Origin of the sequence: Subtercola sp. Z020, assembly GCF_002931235.1 — a bacterium.
Classification (GTDB): domain Bacteria; phylum Actinomycetota; class Actinomycetes; order Actinomycetales; family Microbacteriaceae; genus Subtercola.
Genome location: NZ_PSTT01000008.1, coordinates 19,138 through 37,930, shown reverse-complemented (window position 1 = coordinate 37,930; position 18,793 = coordinate 19,138). Strand labels below are relative to the sequence as shown.

Sequence of the window (18,793 nt, the reverse complement as noted above, 5' to 3'; positions counted from 1 at the left end):
GGTGCTGGGGCTGGCGGGGGTCGCAGCGGTGGGAGGAGTGGCGGTGTCGTCGGCCGGCGTGGCGGCGGCGCGAGGGCCGGCGGCGGCTAGCTCGGTCGCTGCGATGTTGGACGCCGCGAGGGCGAGATCCGCGCTCGGCGTCACCACGACGGAGTACCCGGAGCCCGTCTCGGCGAGAAGCGAGAGGTCGGAGCGCCACGAGCGGAACAGCGCCGCAGTCTCGCGGTCGCCCTCCAGCAGCACGTGCTCGATGTGCGGGTCGGCGATCAGGGTGCGGAGGAGTCCTCCGCCGCCCACCGCCTCGTCGGCATCGGCGTCGCCATCGGTAGCGGCGGCGGCGAGATCGACGAGCACGAGCGCATCGCGCGGGATGCCCGACTCCCACAGCGCCTCGGCGAGCACCGCGGATGCCCGGCCGGCCCCGGGCGCTGGCCGCAGCAGCACGGCAGCGCCGGCCGCCAACGCGCGCAGCACCGCGCCCGCGGGCGACGCGACGGGAGCATCGGCCGACGGAACGACCACGACCAGGGCCGGAGGCTGGTGGCGCGCACCATCGATCCGCTCGAGGTCGAGCGCCAGTCCCGCCGAGAACAGAGCGGAGTCGACGGCCGCACTCGCCTGCGCGTCGGCGGCGTCGAAGGGCGCGGCGGCCTCGCTCAGCATCACCTCGACGAGGCGGTCGCGGTTGGCTTCGAGGGAGAGCGCCGCCCTGCGGAGGTGGGCCGCCCGCTCCGCTGCAGACTGGGCGCCCCAGCGGGTGCCCGCCTCGGCGGTCGAATGGATGAGCGCCCGAAGACCCGCACGCGCATCCGCGGCGCCGGCATCGACAGCGCCGGCATCCACATCACCCGCATCGCCGTCACCCGCATCGCTGGAACCGGCGACAGCCGCACCCGCGGCCAGCAGCGCGTCACGATGCCGCGCCGCGCTGAGGGTGTCGACCCCGAGCCGGGAGGCCGCAGCGCGGTCGACGATGCGCCGCGCCCACTCCCGGTTGCTGGGCAGCGAGAGGTCGGTGTCGGTCGTGTTCGTGAACGGCCCGGGCTCCGGCGGCACGAGCTCTGTGGCGAGGGTGCGATCCTGTGTGCGAGGGGATCGGGGTGGCCGCGCATCCTCAACCGCCTCGTCGGAGTCGAGGATCGAGTCCATCACAGCGAACGCCTCGCGCCCGGGATCCGCCAGCGACAGCCCGGCGAGCGACGCCAGGAAACGGGCATCCCGGCCTTCGACATCGGTGTCGGCCTTCTGATCGCCCAGCCGGACGAGGTAGGGGCTCACTGCTGCGAACTCCCGCGGGTGCACCACGGGCATCCGCCGCCACACCGCATCGCCAGCCCCACCAGCACGCGCAGCACCGACTGACTCCCGCACCCGGGAGGCCACGGTCGGCCGCATTCCCGGCGGCAGTTCGAGCGCGAGCCGGCCTGCGCACCCCCGGCGCTCGGCCAGCAGCACCGCGAGCGCCGTGTCGAACAGGTCGTCTGCGGCGAGCACGATGCGAACGGCGGCCGTACGCTCCGGCGTCAGCGCAGCGTCGAGCAGGCGGGCGAGCGCGCGGTCGACGTCGACCGGATCTGTGTCGATGGCGAGCGGCCAGCCACGCACCGCCGATTCGACGCGTTCGGCCGCGCGATCGCCGCTCCGCACGAGGCGCACGGTGATCGGCGCGCCGCCCGCCGCCACGCGTGCGCTCGCCCAGCCCTGCAGGTCGCGCAGCGCGGCGAGCGAGTCGGGCAGGTCGGCCTGCAGCGTGATGCCGGCCTCGAGCTGCGCGAACTCGCTGCGGGAGAGCACGTTCCGGAACACGGCGACCGCCAGATCGAGGTGACGGTGCTGGTCGGCGTCGAGGGTGATGAGCGGTCCGCGAACTCCGGATGCCGCGGCCACCGCTGCGGCCACCTCCCCGGTCGACGCCGCGGTCGACGCCCCGGTCGAAACCCCGGCGGGCCCAGCGGCCGACCCCTCGGCGAAGGCTCCACCGCCGCGCGACAGCGACAGCGCCTGCCGGCCGAGCGGCACCAGCGCCTCCGCGACCCGGCCGACGGTCTCATCGAACTCCCACAGCGACAGGTCGGCCGCGGCCACGAGGGACGACAGCCGCACAGACACACCGTGCACGCCGGGGCGGGCGAGCAGCGCACCCACCTCCGCGCGGTATCGGGCCGCCCCGGCCACGCCACGTGCCAGCTCCCCCACCACGTCGAGGGTGACCCGCGACCCGTCGGCGCTGAGGCGCGCGAGGGTCTCGCCGAGCCTCGACGGGGTCGCGTCGGCGACAAGCGGCGCCACGGTGCGACGCAGCACACGCCGCACCGTGGGCACCACAGCCCAGGGCAGCGCCTCGCCGACCGTTCCGCCGAGTCGCAGCGCCGACCGCAAGCGGGCGGGAACCAGCTCGGGCGTGCGCGCCGCGAGTCGTTCGAGGGTGCGTGCCGCGACGGCGCTGTCGTCGGGTCGCAGCACGCCGTCGATAAGCGCGGCGGTGAAGGCGAGTTGCGCCGTCGAGAACTCCGGGTTCGGCGCGCCGGTCTCGGGCGAGTCAGCCGCGAGCCACTGCTGCACGAGCGCGACGGCCTCGGCCCCGATCGGATCGGGCTCGTCGCCCGCTGAGGTCGGAACGGCGCGGCTCTCGAACTTCTGGTCGACCATGTTCCGACCATATCCGCCGGCACCGCGTCAGCGGCTCAATGCCACCGGTGGTCCTGGATCGTGGCGCGCGGCCCGAACTTCGGCTTCGGCACTCCGCTGGCCAGAATGAGCCGCACGACCCGCTGCCGGTGCCCGCGCCACGGCTCGAGCAGCTCGAGCATGCCGTCGTCGTCGACCGGCTCGCCGATCAGCACCCACCCGACGTGCGCTGCGAGGTGGTAGTCGCCGACGCTGACGGCATCCGGATGCCCGTGGGAGCGTTGGCTCGTCTCCGCAGCCGTCCACGGGCCGATGCCGTGCACCGTCTGCAGTTTCTCGAGCACGTCGTCGAAACGCCGCGCCGCGCGGGCAGCGCCACCGGATGCAGGAACCCCGCGGTGCGCCAGCCGATCGAGCCCGGCTGCGACGGCCGCCGCCGCCAGCACCGCGCGCGACCGGTTCGGGCCGACGCCGGCCCTGTGCCACTCCCACGACGGGATGAGCGCCCACTGCCGCGCGCTCGGCTGCACCCGCATGCCGTCGGGGGCCGGGCCCGGCGGCCGTTCTCCGAACCTGCCCACGAGGTAGCGCCAGGCGCGCCGGGCCTCGATCGTGGTCACCTTCTGCTCCAGGATGCTCGGAACGAGCGACTCGAAGACCAGCGACGTCGACGTGAGCCACAGCCCGGGATGCTGCCTGCGCACCTCGGCGAGGGGCGGCACACCCGAGAGGTCGAGCCCGCTCCAGTCGTCGCCCGCGCCGAGCAGGTCGGGCAGAGCATCCAGAACCCACTCGGCACCGTCGCCCCAGGCGGTTGCACAGACCGACCCGTCTGCGCGCGACTCCGCGTGCAGGGTGGCCGTACCCTCGGGCGTGCGCACCGCTCGCCAGAAACCTGTCGGCGTGAGCCGCATGGTCGGCTCGTGCTGGCCGCGCAGCAGGGGCCCCACCGTCTGCCGCAGGTTCACCGGGCGCGCGGGAGCGTACGTCGAGGTGAGGGGCCGCGGGTCGGCGATGAGGGTGTGCATTCTGGGCGTCACCCTAGTTCGCGCCTCCGACATCCACCAACCGACGCGCGGTGTCGGGCAGGCGAGTGGATGCCGCGGCGGCGAGTTCGCGCACCAGAACCGCCGTCGTGTCCCAGTCGATGCACGCATCCGTCACGCTCTGGCCGAACACCAGCTGGCCGAGCGCGGACGCATCGAGCTTCTGCGCACCGCCGACCAGGAAACTCTCCATCATGATGCCCGAAATCGGGTCTCCCGCTTCGAGCTGCGCCGCGAGCTCGCGAACCACCGAGACCTGGCGAACGTGGTCTTTGCCGCTGTTGGCGTGGCTGGCATCGACGACCACGTGCGGCTCGAGTCCGGCCTTTGCCAGCAGCCCGGCCGCAGCCGCGAGGGAGGCCGACGAGAAGTTCGGGCCGCCCCGGCCACCCCGCAGAATGACGTGGCCGGCCGCGTTGCCGGTGGTCTCGACGGCGGCGGCCATGCCGTGCTCGTCGATGCCGAAGAAGACGTGCGACTGGGCCGAGGAGACACATCCGTCGACCGCGACCTGCACGTCGCCGTCTGTGGCGTTCTTGAAGCCGACCGGCATCGACACTCCGGAGGCGAGCTGACGGTGGATCTGGCTCTCGGTGGTGCGCGCCCCGATCGCGCCCCAGCTCACAGCGTCGGCGATGTACTGCGGGCTCGTCGGCTCGAGGAACTCGCACCCCACCGGCAGCCCGAGGTCGAGGATGTCGCGCAGCAGCAGGCGCGCGATGCGCAGCCCGTCGGCGACGCGGTGGGTGCCGTCGAGGAAGGGATCGTTGATGAGACCCTTCCATCCGCCGGTCGATCGGGGCTTCTCGAAGTACACGCGCATCACAACGAGCACGGAACCACTCACTTCCTCGGCCAGCGGGGCGAGGCGCCGGGCGTACTCGATCGCTGCATCGGGGTCGTGCACCGAGCACGGCCCGACGACCAGAAGCAGGCGCGGGTCGTCGCCCCGCAGGATGGCCTCGATCTGGTCGCGGGTGGAGGAGACGAGAGCGAGGTTCTCAGCCGAGAGGGCGATCTCTCTCCGCAGTGAGGCGGGCGTCGGCAACGGCGCGAAACGAGTGACCCTGAGGTCGTCGGTGGAGCTCATGGAACGGTTCCGTTCTGGCGAGCAGCACCTCGGCCGACCCGCCGTTTAAAGGCGAAAGGCAGAGACCGTTGTCTCTGCCGGAAGGCTCTGGAAGGTGGTGCGCGCGACTACAGCGTCAGCCCTCCCTGAGCCAACCCGAAATACGCATACCAACGACCGTGCATGCTCTCACTCTAGCGGTGCACAATGATCTGCGGGCGCTCGGCGCCCGAAGTGGGTACGACGAGCAAACAGGAACACGGGCATCCAGTGACCATCACAGACAACGCGGTGTACGTCGACGGTCGGCGCGCTGCCGAACCGAAGAATCTCGACGAGACCTTCGAGGTGATGCGGGCGCACCACGGCGTCGCGTGGATCGACCTGAGCCACCCCGACAAGAAGGAACTGCAGGCTGTCGCCGACGAACTGAGCCTGCACCACCTCGCGGTCGAAGATGCCCTCACCGGCCACCAGCGTTCGAAACTCGACCGTTACGGCGACACGCTCTTTCTCGTTCTGCGACCCGCTCACTACCTCGACGACGTCGAGAAGGTGAAGTTCGGCGAGGTGCACGTGTTCATGGGGCCCGATTTCGTGGTCTCGGTGAACCATTCGGATTTTCCCGAGATCAAGTCCGTGCGCAAGCGCCTGGAGGAGCATCCCACCCTTCTCGCTGAGGGTCCGCACACGATTCTCTACGGCATCCTCGACCTGATCGTCGACGAATACGCCCCGGTGCTCGCCGGGCTGGAGAACGACATCGACGAGATCGAGGACCAGCTGTTCAACGGGGACCGCGCCGTGTCGAAGCGCATCTACGATCTGCTTCGGGAGGTCATCGACTTTCAGCGCGCGACCCGGCCGCTCGACGACATGATGTCGCGCCTCGTCGACGGCCTGCAGGGTGAGGCGGAGCTCGAGATCAAACGGCACTTCCGGGATGTCGCCGACCACGTCGTTCGCATCGTGGAGCGCACGGATTCCTTCCGGTCGCTACTGGAGAACGCCCTGACGGTGCATTCGACACTCATCGCCGAGCGGCAGAACGACGAGATGCAGCGCATGACGGAGACGAGCCTGGCGCAGGGCGAGCAGGTGAAGAAGATCTCGTCGTGGGCGGCGGTGCTGTTCGCGCCGACGCTGGTGGCGGCGATCTACGGCATGAACTTCCAGGACATGCCCGAGCTGACCTGGACCTACGGGTACCCGTTCGCCCTGGCGCTGATGCTCGGGTCGGGCGTCGCGCTGTACTTCGCCTTCAAGAAGCGGGGATGGTTGTAGCGGTCAGTTCCACGCCGACAGCTTCTCGGGGTTCATCACCAGCCAGATGTCGACGACCCGGTCGCCCCGCACGGCCAGCGTGGCCACTCCCGTCACCCGGCCCTCGACCACGGTGACGAAGCCGAGGCCGTCGGCGGTGAGCCTCGGCTCGACGGTCGCGTCGGGGTTCTTCGCCACCACACCCAGCAGGAACCGCGCGACGTTGTCGACGCCGCGCACCGGGCGTCGCGCCGCACTCACGAAGCCTCCGCCGTCGGATCGCACGACGATGTCGGGGTCGAGCAGCGTCATGAGCTCGACGAGGTCGCCGCCCGCTGCCGCCGCGCCGAACGCCCTCGCCACCTCGTCGTGCCGGTCGCGCGTGACGGTTCCGCGACGCTCCTCGGCGATGCGACGCCGCGCCGACACCGCGAGCTGACGCACGGCGGCCGTGGATCGCCCGACGATTTCGGCGATCTCGGCGAACGGCACGCTGAAGACGTCATGCAGCACGAACGCGACCCGCTCGGCCGGCGTCATGGTCTCGAGTACCACCAGCAACGCGGTACTGACCGTCTCGTCGAGCGCGACGGCGTCGAGCGGGTCGGTCGCCCGGCTGCCTGTCGTGAGGATTCCGGATGCTCCCCCGGCCGAGAACGCGGGCAGAGGTTCGGGCAGCCACTCTCCGACGTACTGCTCGCGGCGAACCCGGGCCGATCCCCGGTGGTCGAGACAGACGCGCGCGGTGACCCGGGTGAGCCACGCCGCCGGGTTCGCGACGAGGGCGCGCTCGGCCTCCGGCAACCGGTACCAGCGGAGGTAGGCCTCCTGGACGGCGTCTTCTGCGTCGGAGCGGGTGCCGAGCATCCGGAAGGCCAGCCCGGTGAGATGGGGGCGTTCGTGGTCGGGGCCGGTCGGGTCGCCGGGCATTCGTGCTCCTTTCGTCGGTCACTGCCTCACATTCGGCTGCGCTGCGTCGTCGAACAGGGTATGAGAGAACCTTCCTGTCGTGCGCTGCTGCCGATCATCCACGCCCCGTCTGTCTGCCCGTCGGGTGGTGCGCGGTGAGGATCGTCGTCGCCGGCGCGACCGGTACCGTCGGGCGCCATGTCGTCGAAGCCGCCACCCGCCACGGGCACGACGTCGTACCGCTCTCGCGCGCCACCGGCCAGAACGTCGTCACCGGCCGGGGCCTCGACCACGCCCTGCGCGGTGCAGACGCCGTCGTCGACGTCACGAGCATCCAGACGACCTCGGCAGCGCGTTCGCGCGCCTTCTTCGCGGCCGGCACCTCGGCGCTGCTCGCCGCAGAGGAGCGGTGCGGCGTGCGGCACCACATCGCCCTGTCGATCGTCGGGGTCGACGCCCTGCCGCTCAGCTATTACGCGGGCAAGGTGCAGCAGGAGCGGCTCGTCGAAGCCGCAGACGTACCGCACAGCATCCTGCGCGCAACCCAGTTCCACGAGTTCGCCGACCAGATTCTCGCCCGCGGGGCTGTCGGGCCCCTCGCGCTGGTTCCGACGGGGCTGTTGCGGCCGGTTGCGGCTCTGGATGTCGCGGAAGCGCTCGTCGCGATCGCCGAAGCGCCGGCACCGGCGTCGGGGCGGCATCCCGACCTCCGTGGCCCGCAGGATGAGACGCTGCTCGCCATGGTTCGCGCGGTCGCCGAGCGGCGCGGCTCACGCAGGCGGGTCGTGGGGGTGTCACTGCCCGGCGCCTACTGGCGCGGCATGCGGAGCGGGCTGCTTCGCGGCGACGGGGCGGCGACGGAGGGGCGCGTGACGTTCGCGGAATGGCTCGCGGCACAGGGCCCCGGGGGCGGGTCGGTGTAGCGGCGGCTAAAATCTCTGGGTGGCGGTTTCGAAGATCATTCTGTTCTATGTGTTCACTCCGCTGGCCGACCCTGACGCCGTTCGCCTGTGGCAGCGCGACCTCTGCGAGAGCCTCGGGCTGCGGGGACGCATCCTGATCTCCGGGCAGGGCATCAATGCCACGCTCGGCGGCGAGCTCGACGCGGTCAAGACCTACCTGCGCAAGACCCGCGAGTTCCGGGCGTTCGCGAACGTCGACGTGAAGTGGAGCGAGGGCAGCGGGCTCGACGCAGCGAGCCCCACGCCGCGAGCGCCGCACGGGTACTCGCTCGACTTTCCGCGGCTGAGCGTGCGGGTGCGCGACGAGATCGTCAGCTTCGGCGCGCCCGGCGAGCTCGTGGTCGACGCGGGTGGGGTCGTCGGCGGCGGCCGCAGGCTGACGCCCGAGCAACTGCACTCCCTCGTCGACGAGCAGGGCGACGAGGTCGTCTTCTTCGACGGTCGCAATTCGTTCGAGGCCGAGATCGGGCGCTTCGAGGGCGCCGTGGTTCCGTCGGTCAGCAACACGCGCGAGTTCGTCGCCGAGCTCGACAGCGGGCGGTACGACCATCTCAAGTCCAAGCCCGTGGTCACGTACTGCACGGGGGGCATCCGCTGCGAGGTGCTGTCGTCGCTGATGGTGTCGCGCGGGTTCTCCGAGGTGTACCAGCTCGACGGCGGCATCGTGCGCTACGGCGAGACCTACGGTGACTCGGGGCTCTGGAAGGGCTCGCTGTACGTCTTCGACGACCGCATGTCGGTCGATTTCACTCCGGATGCCCTGCCGATCGCCTCGTGCGTCGACTGCGGCGAGGCGACCAGCCGTATGCAGAACTGTCTCGATCCGGCGTGCCGACGCCAACTCGTCGTCTGTGCAGACTGCTCCTCCACAACCGCCGTCTTCTGCGAGTTGCACACCGTTTCTGCAGGCTGAGGGTGCTTCGTGGGGGCCCGACCTAGGGTGGGGGAATGACAACGATCCAGACCAAGGCCGACGAACTCCTCCGGCTGCACACCTCCCCCGAGATCCTCTCCGTCGTGAACGTGTGGGATGTGGTCAGCGCCCGCGCGGTGGCCGACATTCCCGAGACGACCGCGCTGGCGACGGCCAGCCACAGCATCGCCGCGCTCTACGGCTACGAAGACGGTGAGCAGATTCCCGTCGAGCTGATGCTCGACATGGTGGGGCGCATCGCCGGCGCGACCGACCTGCCGGTGAGCGCCGACCTCGAAGCCGGGTACGGCTCGCCCGGCGAAACCGTGCGCCGGGCGATCGGCGTGGGTGTGGTCGGCGCCAATCTCGAAGACCGGATGAAGCCGTTCGGCGAAGCGGTCGCCGCCGTCGCCGACGCTCTCGCGGCCGCAGAGGCCGAGAACGTGAACTTCGTTCTGAATGCGCGCACCGACGCCTTCGTGAAGGCCGGGGACCGCCCGGTCGACGAGGTGATCGCCGACGCGATCGCCCGCGGCCGCGCCTTTCTCGACGCGGGGGCCGCCTGCGTGTTCGTGCCCGGCAAGCTCGACCTGGGCACGGTCGAACAGCTCGTGGCCGGCATCGGCGAGCGCCGGGTGAGCGTCATCGGCGTTCCCGGGTCGCTCGCGCCCGCCACCCTCGAGAAGCTCGGTGTCGCCCGCATCTCGTACGGCCCGTGGTCTCAGCGGGTGGCGCTCACCGCGCTCGCCGACCTCGCGATCGACCTCTACGCGAACGGCGCCCTGCCGGGCGGCACGCGCCCGCTCAACTGAGGCGCTGAGCGGCGCGCTCGGCGGTGCGCTGGGTCTCGGGCTGGGTGGCGCGCTGGGCCTCACGCTCGGCAGAGCGGCGCACGCGGCGCTGCCGGGCGAACACCCGAGCGTCTGAGCTCGACAGGGAGAACAGCACGAGAATGTCGAACGACAGGTTGACGAGACCGGTCGTCAGGGTGATCGCCGTGCCGTTGGTCACGTAGTCGACCGCCACGGCGAGCACGCCGAGCGAACTGATGCCGAGCACCACGAACCGAGCCCCGTTGAAGCCCGCGAACACCAGCTGGGCGAGAAGGAGGTACGCCACATACGCCACCACAGAGAATCCGATGATCACCCAGAGCAGCGCATTTGCGAGATCGCGGGTGTCGATGTCGGGCACCACAGGGAGGTCGATGGTCACCGTCGCAATGGAGTCGGCCCAGGTCGTCAGCACGACGACGACCGATCCGACCCCGATCGCACCCCGCACCACCATCAGCAGGTAGCTCACGTAGATCGAGATCGGCCGCTTGACCCGGTTCGACGAGCCTGAGTCCCTGGCCGTCTTGATGACTCGCCGCCCGAGCAGCGAGGAGTCGGCCGGCGCCGCAGACGCGTCGACCACAGCGGCGCTGGCTGCGCCCGCCTCGCTCACAGCCACGGGACGCAGGTCGATGATCGGCAGGTCACCGTCTGTCGTGATCGCGTCGCCCCCGCCGTTCACGGCGTGGTAGCCCGTCGAGAAGTTGCGGATGACGGTGAAGACGCCCTGCGGGTTGGCCTGCTCGAGAGTGGTCACGATGTGGTCGCGTTCGATGTCCGTCTCGCGTTCGATGCGATGCGTGACCTGCAGGGTGAACAACGAGAGGCCGACATTCCTGTCATACGTGCCGGCGGCCATCCACTCGGCCGAGTATCCGCCGGGCAGCAGCCAGCCGGGCGGCGTCTTCCAGAATCGAACATGGTGGCGCTTCGCGGGGTTACCCGCGACCTCCTGCTGGTAGGTGAAGTCCTGGATGTTGCCGAACAGGTAGAGCGGGCTCACCGGTGCGTCGGAGTAGCTGCGCCGGAAGATCGTCGACGTCACGATGCGGAGCGCACTGCGAAAGCCGACCTCGTCGGCCCTGTGCCATCCTGCAGCCAGCATCGCCGTGTGCAGCTGCGCCTCGGAACCGAACAGCGCGAGGTTAACGGGGTCGCCGAGCAACCCCTCATGGGTGCGGGCACGCCCGATGAAGTAGTCGGGCACATAGATCAGCGTGAGCATGCTGTGGATGCGGGGCAGAAGCAGGTACGCGATCAGCAGCCAGAACACCAGCAGGAACCAGATGTACTCGAACCCGCGGCTGAACGTCTCGGTCAGAACCAGATACGCGAGCCAGCCTGCCGCGACGGCACCGAGAAAGAAGTAGACGTTGTCGAGCAGCACCATCAGCGAGGCGCGTCGCCGCTCCGGCGCGGGGAGGGCCCGGGTCGCCGCCGGCACGAACGGAGACGCCGAGGAGCCGGTCGGGGGCAGCCCGGTCTGAGTCATGATCCAACCGTAAAGCACCGGCGCGGCATCTGTAGGGTGAAGTCATGTTCACTGCCATCGTCGTCACAGAAGACGCACCCGCCACCCTGACCGAGGTCGACGACGACTTTCTCCCCGAAGGAGAGGTCGCGATCGATGTGGAGTTCTCGAGCGTCAACTACAAAGACGGTCTTGCGCTGCTCGATATGGGCCAGATCGTGCGCGCGTTCCCGCTTGTTCCGGGCATCGATCTCGTCGGAACAGTGACGGCGTCGGCATCCCCGCGCTTCGCGGTGGGCGACCGGGTCACCCTGAACGGCGACGGCATCGGCGAGAAGCGCTTCGGCGGGTTCGCGCAGAAGGCAAAGGTGCGGGCGGATTCCCTGGTGAGCCTGCCCGATTCGCTGACGTCCGCTCGGGCGGCCGCCATCGGCACGGCCGGCTTCACGGCGATGATCGCCGTTCTGGCGCTGGAAGACGCGGGAGTGACGCCCGGCGATGGGCCGGTCCTGGTCACGGGCGCGGCCGGAGGTGTCGGTTCGATCGCGATCGCCCTGCTCGCCGCGCGCGGCTACGCCGTGACCGCCTCGACCGGGCGCGTCGCGGAACAGGGCGACTACCTGCGCAGCCTCGGCGCAACGGAGGTCGTCGACCGGGCGCAGTTCTCCGAGCTCGGCAAGCCGCTGCAGTCCCAGCGCTGGGCGGCCGCCATCGACTCCGTGGGCAGCGCGACCCTCGCGAATGTGCTCGCCCAGACCACCTACGGTGGCGTGGTCGTCGCCTGCGGGCTGGCTCAGGGCGGTGACCTTCCCACCTCGGTGATGCCGTTCATCCTGCGCTCGGTCACGCTCACCGGGGCGAATTCGGTGGATGCCCCGCTCGACCTCCGCGAGCGCGCCTGGGCCGCGCTGGCGACCAATCTCGACCCCCAGCTGCTCGACGCGCTGACGACCACCGTCGGTCTGGCCGACGTGTTCGACATCGCCCCGCGCATCATTGCGGGCGAGATCCGCGGCCGAACGGTCGTCGATGTGAAGCGCCGAAGCGCTCGTAGCTTACAGACAGCTGAGTGAATTTCACTTTAAGGCGAAGCGCCCCTACTCTCGTCGTGGGACCACCACGACGAGAAGGAACTCCGCATGCCGAGCCCCGCACCGCGATCGGTCGCCCCTGATCACCGCAGCGTCGAAACCGGCGCGTACACCGTCGGGGTCGCTGTCGTTCGGGGGCCCGCCCGCCCCGGCTGGTGGGCGCGTCTGCCGGTTCGACTCTTCGGCGGGGCGGGCCGGATGCTCGGGGTCGACGTCGCCCGCGGCCTCGCCGTTCTGGGGCTTCTCTGTGGGGCACTGACGCCGGGAGGGTGGGCTCACTCGCTGGTCGCGCTCGTCACGGCGGCGCTCTTCTTCTTGCTGGCGGGGGCGTCGGCGTCGCTGATGCTGCGGTCGGCTGCGGGGGCGGTGCCGTCGTCGAGCGCGGTGCGTGCGGTGAGCGCGGTGGGCGGCGCGGTGCCCTCGGTGCGCGCGGCGAGCGCCGACGGGCTTCGGGTCGCGGACGGCCTCCGGGTCGCCGTGCGGGCGGTCGTGCTGTTCGCGGCCGGTGCCGTAGCTGCAGCCGCGGCGGTCACCGCGACGGGCACCCCTCCGGTCACCGCACCCGGTCCCGGCTCGGACTCCGCACTCGCAGGTGCAGCCGTCGCGGCCACAACCGTCGCGGCACCCGCGGTGATGCTGCCGGTGATCGGCGCACTCACCTTCGGCGCCCTGTTCTTCCGGCGGTGGCGGGCACGCACCCTCTTCATCGTCGCCTCCGCCTGCGTGGTCGTTCTTCCCTCCGCCACCGTTCTGCTGCGGCTCTGGATGCTCGACTCCCCCACCCCGCACACCGACGCCCCCGCAGCATCCCTCGGCCCGGCGCTCGCCGCCCTCCTGACCAGCACGGCGTTCCCGCCGCTCACCTGGACGGCGCCGTTCCTGGTCGGGCTCGCCGTCGGCCGCCTGCGTCGCGACCGCATCTGGCGCCCCTTCGCCCTCCTCGCCGCCGGCGGTGCGCTCTTCGCGATCGCGCTGGCATCGGCGTTGCTCGTCGAGCGCGTGCTTCCCCAGCCGAGTTCCGCGTCGTCGCCGGCCACCGTCGCGAGGGCGCTGCTCGGGTCATCCCTCGGCGACCGACTCGAGCCGGGAACGTTCGCGCCCCCGGCGGCGCCCATCACACAGCACGCGACCCTCCTCGACGTACTGGGTGCGACGGCGATCGCCCTCTCGGTGCTCGCGCTCTGCCTGCTGCTGGCGAAACCGCTCCGCTGGCTGGTGTTTCCGATCGCTGCGCTCGGATCGACCGCGCTCACCGCATCCGCCCTGCTCTTCGCGACGATTCTGTTCGCTCCGAGGTCTTTCGTGCTTCTGCACCGGGCGCTCGAGGTGCTGCTGCCAGCCGCGCTCGAACCCTGGCTGCCGCTCCTGGCGGCCGCCGCCGTGTGGGCGGCGCTCGGCGCGGCGGCCAGCGTCTGGCGGGCCCTGCTCGGCCGCGGCCCGCTCGAACGCGTGGTGGCCGGCGTGGGTGCTTGGGCGGTGGCGGCGTCGGGCGGCGCGGGCGAGGTCGGCGGCACGGCCGAGGCGGGCGGCGGCGAGCGCGCGAGTGCGGTGGGAATTTCGGTGCCCACAGGCGAGGGCGGAGACAGGGTTGCCACGCGCGAGGTCGAGCCTCTCGAACCGACCGACCATCCGCAGCAGGGCTACCCCGCCGATCCCACGCACCCCACCCGTTCGATCGACCCCGCCTACCCCGCAGGGATGGCTGCCCCCACCGCTGCCGCGGAGGGCATCCCGGCCGCCACGCACGCCGCGGAACCGGCTGCTCCACCACGCGACGCCGCGCCGCAAGAGTTCAGCGCCATCCTGACCGGCACTGCCACCGACGGATCGGGCACGCCTGCGCCGCCCGGTGACATGGCGCCCATCGAGATCCCTCCGACGGGCCCCGTGGAACCGACGACGGAGCCTCCCGAGCGCACGCCGCACGATGCCGAACCGTGGAACGGCTGGTCGCACCGGGAGAGACGGCTGCGGAAGAAGGGCGAGGCTGCGCCGCGCCGGAGCAACTTCGGCCAGCCGCCGGTTGCCGAGGCACCCGTCGGCGACCTGCGCTTCGAGCAGCTGCTCGGTGCAGCGGGGCCTGACGGCCAGCCAACTGGGTCGGCCGGCCCTGCGGCTGGGGGCGCCGACGCGGCGTCCGGTGCGGGCGCGGCCGGTGCGGGGGAGTTGCGTGGTCCGGGCGCGGAGCTGCCCGGTGGCGAGACCTCCGACGCCGCACCGGCGCCTGCGCGCCGAACGACGACCCCGCAGTGGAGCCCCGGACAGTCGTTGGGGCGGTTGCCCTACTGATGAGCAGCGACATCCAGAACCATCGACAGCCCCAGCCACCTATCGGCGCGGCCGGCGGACAGAATGCCGACCACCTGCTGTTCGCGGCGGACCGGCTGCCCGCGGGTGGAGTGCGCGGCGCACTGCTCGCGGAGGTGCTGCGCCTCGCACAGACCAGCGGCGACACGGGCCTGGAGTACCGCGCCCGCCTTCGGATCGCCGACGCTGCGACGCGCGGGGGTGCGAGCGGTGAACTGCTCGCCCACGCGGAATGGTGCCTCGAGCGGCACCTCGACGACGCGGAACGGTTCGCGGCGAGGGTTCCGCCGTACGACCTGGCTGTCGTGCTCGCCGCCGTGCCAGGTGCGCTGGCATCGAACACGCGGTGCCGGTTGTCGACGGTGAACCAGGTGCTTGACGAGTTGTGCGAGCTGATGTCCGAGGGGGATGACGGGCCCGCTGCCGATCTGCTGAAGGCGCGGGCGCGGTTCGAGGTGGCGGATGCCTGCGGGAATGTGTCGGAGCTCCGTCGGCGGCGGGCGCACGTGGAGCGCCTGCTGCGGCGGTCTCGGGGCGGGGGCGGTGCCGGGGGCCTCGGCGCTGCCGATGCCGATGCTGGGGGCGGTGCCGCTTCCGGCCTCTCCGTCGGCGCCGGTGCCGGCGTGGGGGCCGCCGCAGGCAGCGCCGCCAACGCCGGCCCCGCCTTCGCGGCCGGGCGGCGCATCGCCGAGTCGCTGGTGCCTCTGCTCGAGAACGGCCAGCTCTCCGACGCCTACCTCGAACACCTGCGCGGCTGCGCGCTGCTGCAGGAGAGCCCGCCTGACCCCTGCACGCTGGCGCTGCACGTCGACTTCTGCAGCGCCGGCGGCTACCTCGAACGCGGGCTGCTGCTGGTTCGGCTGCACCTCGCGGCGCTGGTGTCCGATCCGTTCGATGAGAGGTCGCAACTGCTTCTGCTGCTCGCGTTCGGCGCGCTGCTCGACCTCGTGTGCGAGTCGGCTCCGCGTCCGTCGGCTGCGGGCGAGTCCAGGTCGGGGGCGGGTGCGGCCCCGGCCTCTCACCGCGAGCGGGGCGAATGGATGCTCGGCCCGCACGTTCCCATCGCGGCAGCCGAGCATCCCGCACTCCGGGCCGTGCTGGGTGAACTACCGGCACCTGTGACTGCCGAGGCGCTCTCCGATGCCTGTTGGGCCGCTGCGCAGCGTATTGCCCTGGCATTCGACAGGCGGAACGGCAACACAGCGTTCAGCGACCGCGTCGCGCAGGCGGAGGTGCTGAGTGACCGCCGCGTCGCGGCGCTGGTGGCGGGCATATCGCCCGCGGCTGGCACGGCAGGCGCGGCCGGCACGGCGGCTGGCACGGCAGGCGCGGCCCGCTCAGCAGATGGCACGGCGGGCGCGACCAGCGAGACCGCCGACCCGGCTGCCACGATCAGCCACACCAGCAGCACCAGCGACACCAGCGACACCAGCGAACGCTCCCGCGTCGGCCGCTCCGACGACGAATCCGTCGCAAGGCGCGGCGCCGTCGAGCACGCGGGCCGTGACCGAGCGGGTATCGCCGAACACCGCCGCTCCGCGCGCTCCGCGGTCGAGTGGCTGCGGATGGCGCGAGAGAGGGCGAGCGTCGAGGACAGCTTGGGCGCAGCCGACGCGCTTCGCGCGGGGCACGACGTGCTCGACCGCGCATCCGCCACCCCGAAGCGGGCGCCAGCCGCGCATCGGCCGAGCGGGCTGGATGCGGATGCGCGACGTCCAGGCACAGAAGACACGGCCACCGAGCTCACGCGAATGCAGGGGCAGACCGGTTCCGCGGCCGAGCACCCACCACTGTGGCCGGCGCAGACGGGGGCAGGAACTACCAGGACCGGGGCCGCCGGCATGCCGCCCATGCACTCAGCGGGGGCGCATCCAGCCGCTGAGAATGCCGCCACCGCACCACAGTCCTTCGCACCGGCCGGCGACGAAACCGAACGCGCTCGCACCCGAGCCGCGCTTCGCGAACTCGAGATCCGGCTCGCCGTCGAGCGTGGCGACCGCGAGCGAGCCGAACAGGTGGCGGCCTGGCGCATCGACGACCTGTATGCGGCCGAGCGCATCGACCTGGCCGAGGTGGAGACCGAGCTGGGCCTCCTCCTGTTCGGGGTGCCGCCCGAGCGCCGCCGCGGCGATCTCGAGCGCGAGCTGGCGCGCACGCGGGACGAGCAGTACGACGCCGAGGCGCAGGTGAGCATCCTGAACGCGCTCGGCGAGCTGCGGCTGCGGGAGGGCCGGGCCGGCGAGGCGGTCGGGTACCTGCTGTCGTCCGTCGCGCTGTGCGGGCACGACCCGGACTCCGCGGAGGTGCAGCGCCCCCTCGCCCTGCTGGCGCACGCGCAGGTGGCCCTCGGCGAGGCTGCGTGGGCGCGCGCGACGCTCGATCGTCTGCTGCGGCACGATCTCGACAGGGCGATGCGCGCGAACGCGCTGCTGCTGCGCGCCGGACTCGTGCAGCAGGCGGACGACCCGCGGTGCGCCCTCGACGACGCCGACCGGGCCCTGTCGCTCTACCTCGAACTGCGGTACGGCAAGGGGGTCATCGATGCGTGTGTGGCGCTGGCCTCCCTGCTCGAGGAGTTGCGGATCCGGCCGGGCGTGATCGAGGCGTGGCGCATGGCGGTGGCCGAGGCGGAGGCGGGGTCTGCGTCTCAGGCTGGTTCAGGCGGTGACGCCGCCTGCGATGGGAGCGCCGGGGCCGGGTCCGCGCTCACGCGGCATCCCGCGCTCGGCGCCCTGCGGTTCCGGCTGGCGCGCGCGCTCGTCGACGCCGATCGCGGAGCCGAGGCCGCCGCCGAGCTGCTCCGTGCCTACGACGAGCTGCCTGGTGGCGCCGAACTCACAGCCAACGACAGCCACGAGGTCAGCCGCCTCGACGTGCTGCTCTGCCTCGCGAACGCCCACCGCCTCGCCGACGACGACGATGCGTCCGCCGCCACACTGCACCTCGCGCTCGCCCAGGCGCGGTCGGCTCTGGATGCCCGGGGCGAGGTGCACGCAGGCCTCGCCCTGGCACGGCTGCAGCTCGACAACGACGACCCCGCCTGCATCGTCGTGCTGCAGCACACCCTCGCCGCCGCGCGGCGCATCCCGGACGTACCCCACCCCTCACCACCCACCGACGGTCCGCCGTTCACCGGCTCGCCTTCTGCCGCCCAGCCGCCTCCCACCCCGCCCGGCCTGGCGCACGCAGCGGTGCCTCCCTACGGCGCCCCCGCAGAGGGAATCGCCGCCGAGGTCGACACGCTGCACCTGCTCGGCGTCGCGCAGTGCGCCTTCGGCTACGCCGGCGGGCTCGCCACGCTCGACCGCGCCATCGAGCTGGCCTCCCGGCACGCGTTCGACATCGACGCCCTCCTGGCGGCGGTCACGGAGTCCCGGGCACGAGCGTACGACGATCTCGGGCGGGAAGCCGAAGCGGTCGAGACCTCGGCACGCGCGGCGCGGTTGTTCGAGCGGATGCTCGACCGAGCATCCGCGGGCCAGGCCCACCTCTTCACCGCTCGCCTCCTCGTCACGCAGAACCGCCACGACGAGGCGCTGCCGATCTACCGTCGCAGCCTCGACATGCTGCCGCCCGACACCCCCGTCGCCGACCTCGCGGCTTCGGAGTGGCACGCCACCGCCACCCGCGCGGCCGCCCTGGCGGCCCCCACCCCGCGCCCGGCCGTGACCGCCGACCCCCGCTGACGCTCCGCTCCGCCGGCTCCCCCGCTCCGCACCTCCGCTCCGCACCCCGCGTCGCACGGCGAGGCTGAGCGCTGCGGGCGTGCGGCGCCGAGCGCGTGCGCAAACGAGGACCACAGCCGTGATGGGCACGTGGGGCCGGGGATCGGCGGCGTCATCCTCGGTTGCGACGCTAGACGCGCCGACGGAGGCGGGCGCGGAGCGCGGGCGGGGCGGGCGCGGCGGGCTAGTCGGCGGCGATCTCGGTCGCCGCCGACGCCTCGGCGGGGGGCAGGCGCAGGGCGCGCAGCAGCGTCAGCGAGTGCCGCGTCGTCACGATGACGCGGGAGAACTCGGCGCCGTCGAGGTCGATGACCACCGAGGTGCGGGTGCCCTTGATCAGCAGGAAGTCCTTGCCGTCGTGGAACTTCCACGACCCGACCGCGAGCGTCAGCGGCACGGCCGTCCCGGGCGCACGGATGCCGCGCACCCAGATCCACGGGTCGTCGGTCAGCACGGCCGAACGGATGCTGTCGAGCGGCACCTCGATGTCGCTGCGCCGAAGCGACATGACCTTCTCGGCACGCGTCAACCTGATCTCGAGACGATCGGGGTGCACGAACAGGACTGCCATGG

General features: G+C 71.8%; 13 protein-coding genes. 7 read left to right on the top strand and 6 right to left on the bottom strand.

All coding sequences use genetic code 11. From position 1 onward, the window contains the following. The 3 genes from C5B96_RS00885 to C5B96_RS00875 form a co-directional block, all read right to left on the bottom strand. Window positions 1-2,649 (bottom strand): proline dehydrogenase family protein (locus C5B96_RS00885; RefSeq protein ID WP_146078055.1); only part of this gene is annotated, 2,649 nt, incomplete at its 3' end. A gap of 35 nt (window positions 2,650-2,684) precedes the next feature. Continuing rightward, on the bottom strand, window positions 2,685-3,656 hold the full coding sequence (locus C5B96_RS00880) for a DNA-3-methyladenine glycosylase (protein WP_104242018.1): 972 nt from the start codon (window positions 3,654-3,656) through the stop codon (window positions 2,685-2,687). Window positions 3,657-3,669: 13 nt separating this feature from the next. Further along, entirely contained in the window at window positions 3,670-4,764 is a 1,095-nt protein-coding gene (locus C5B96_RS00875) for a 3-deoxy-7-phosphoheptulonate synthase (protein ID WP_104242016.1), read from the bottom strand. A gap of 249 nt (window positions 4,765-5,013) precedes the next feature. On the opposite strand from C5B96_RS00875, the gene C5B96_RS00870 reads away from it, so the two are divergent. Beyond that, a complete protein-coding gene (locus C5B96_RS00870) occupies window positions 5,014-6,027 on the top strand; it encodes a magnesium and cobalt transport protein CorA (protein WP_104242014.1) in 1,014 nt (337 codons plus the stop codon). Between the two features lie 3 nt (window positions 6,028-6,030). On the opposite strand, the gene sigJ is transcribed toward C5B96_RS00870, so the two are convergent. Continuing rightward, window positions 6,031-6,936 carry an RNA polymerase sigma factor SigJ gene (sigJ, locus tag C5B96_RS00865; RefSeq protein ID WP_104242012.1) on the bottom strand — a complete coding sequence of 302 codons (906 nt, stop codon included), beginning with the start codon at window positions 6,934-6,936 and terminating at the stop codon, window positions 6,031-6,033. A 134-nt stretch (window positions 6,937-7,070) separates the two neighbouring features. Between sigJ and C5B96_RS00860 the strand changes: the two genes are divergently transcribed. From C5B96_RS00860 to C5B96_RS00850, 3 genes are read left to right on the top strand one after another with little or no spacing between them, the layout of a single operon-like run. Further along, a complete protein-coding gene (locus tag C5B96_RS00860; RefSeq protein ID WP_104242010.1) occupies window positions 7,071-7,838 on the top strand; it encodes an SDR family oxidoreductase in 768 nt (255 codons plus the stop codon). A 19-nt stretch (window positions 7,839-7,857) separates the two neighbouring features. Next, the gene (locus tag C5B96_RS00855; RefSeq protein WP_104242008.1) at window positions 7,858-8,790 is read left to right on the top strand and encodes a rhodanese-related sulfurtransferase; all 933 of its coding nucleotides are present in this window, start codon (window positions 7,858-7,860) and stop codon (window positions 8,788-8,790) included. A gap of 35 nt (window positions 8,791-8,825) precedes the next feature. After that, on the top strand, window positions 8,826-9,602 hold the full coding sequence (locus C5B96_RS00850) for an isocitrate lyase/phosphoenolpyruvate mutase family protein (RefSeq protein WP_104242006.1): 777 nt from the start codon (window positions 8,826-8,828) through the stop codon (window positions 9,600-9,602). On the opposite strand, the gene C5B96_RS00845 is transcribed toward C5B96_RS00850, so the two are convergent. After that, a complete protein-coding gene (locus C5B96_RS00845) occupies window positions 9,595-11,118 on the bottom strand; it encodes an LssY C-terminal domain-containing protein (protein ID WP_233188907.1) in 1,524 nt (507 codons plus the stop codon). The genes C5B96_RS00850 and C5B96_RS00845 overlap by 8 nt on opposite strands. A 44-nt stretch (window positions 11,119-11,162) precedes the next feature. Here C5B96_RS00845 and C5B96_RS00840 point away from each other — a divergent pair, with 44 nt between their 5' ends. The 3 genes from C5B96_RS00840 to C5B96_RS00825 all read left to right on the top strand — a co-directional run bounded on the left by C5B96_RS00840 (window position 11,163) and on the right by C5B96_RS00825 (window position 18,181). Then, window positions 11,163-12,170, top strand: coding sequence for an MDR family oxidoreductase (locus C5B96_RS00840; protein WP_104242004.1), 1,008 nt, complete (start codon window positions 11,163-11,165; stop codon window positions 12,168-12,170). Between the two features lie 66 nt (window positions 12,171-12,236). Continuing rightward, on the top strand, window positions 12,237-14,477 hold the full coding sequence (locus C5B96_RS17270) for a hypothetical protein (protein WP_158507090.1): 2,241 nt from the start codon (window positions 12,237-12,239) through the stop codon (window positions 14,475-14,477). Next, window positions 14,477-18,181, top strand: coding sequence for a tetratricopeptide repeat protein (locus C5B96_RS00825; protein ID WP_104241998.1), 3,705 nt, complete (start codon window positions 14,477-14,479; stop codon window positions 18,179-18,181). Before C5B96_RS17270 ends, C5B96_RS00825 begins: the two co-directional genes overlap by 1 nt. Before the next feature lie 223 nt (window positions 18,182-18,404). Here C5B96_RS00825 and C5B96_RS00820 read toward each other — a convergent pair whose 3' ends face one another. Next, window positions 18,405-18,791 (bottom strand): hypothetical protein, encoded by a 387-nt coding sequence (locus C5B96_RS00820; RefSeq protein WP_104241996.1) that lies wholly within the window; start codon window positions 18,789-18,791, stop codon window positions 18,405-18,407. Between the last annotated feature and the right edge of the window lie 2 nt (window positions 18,792-18,793).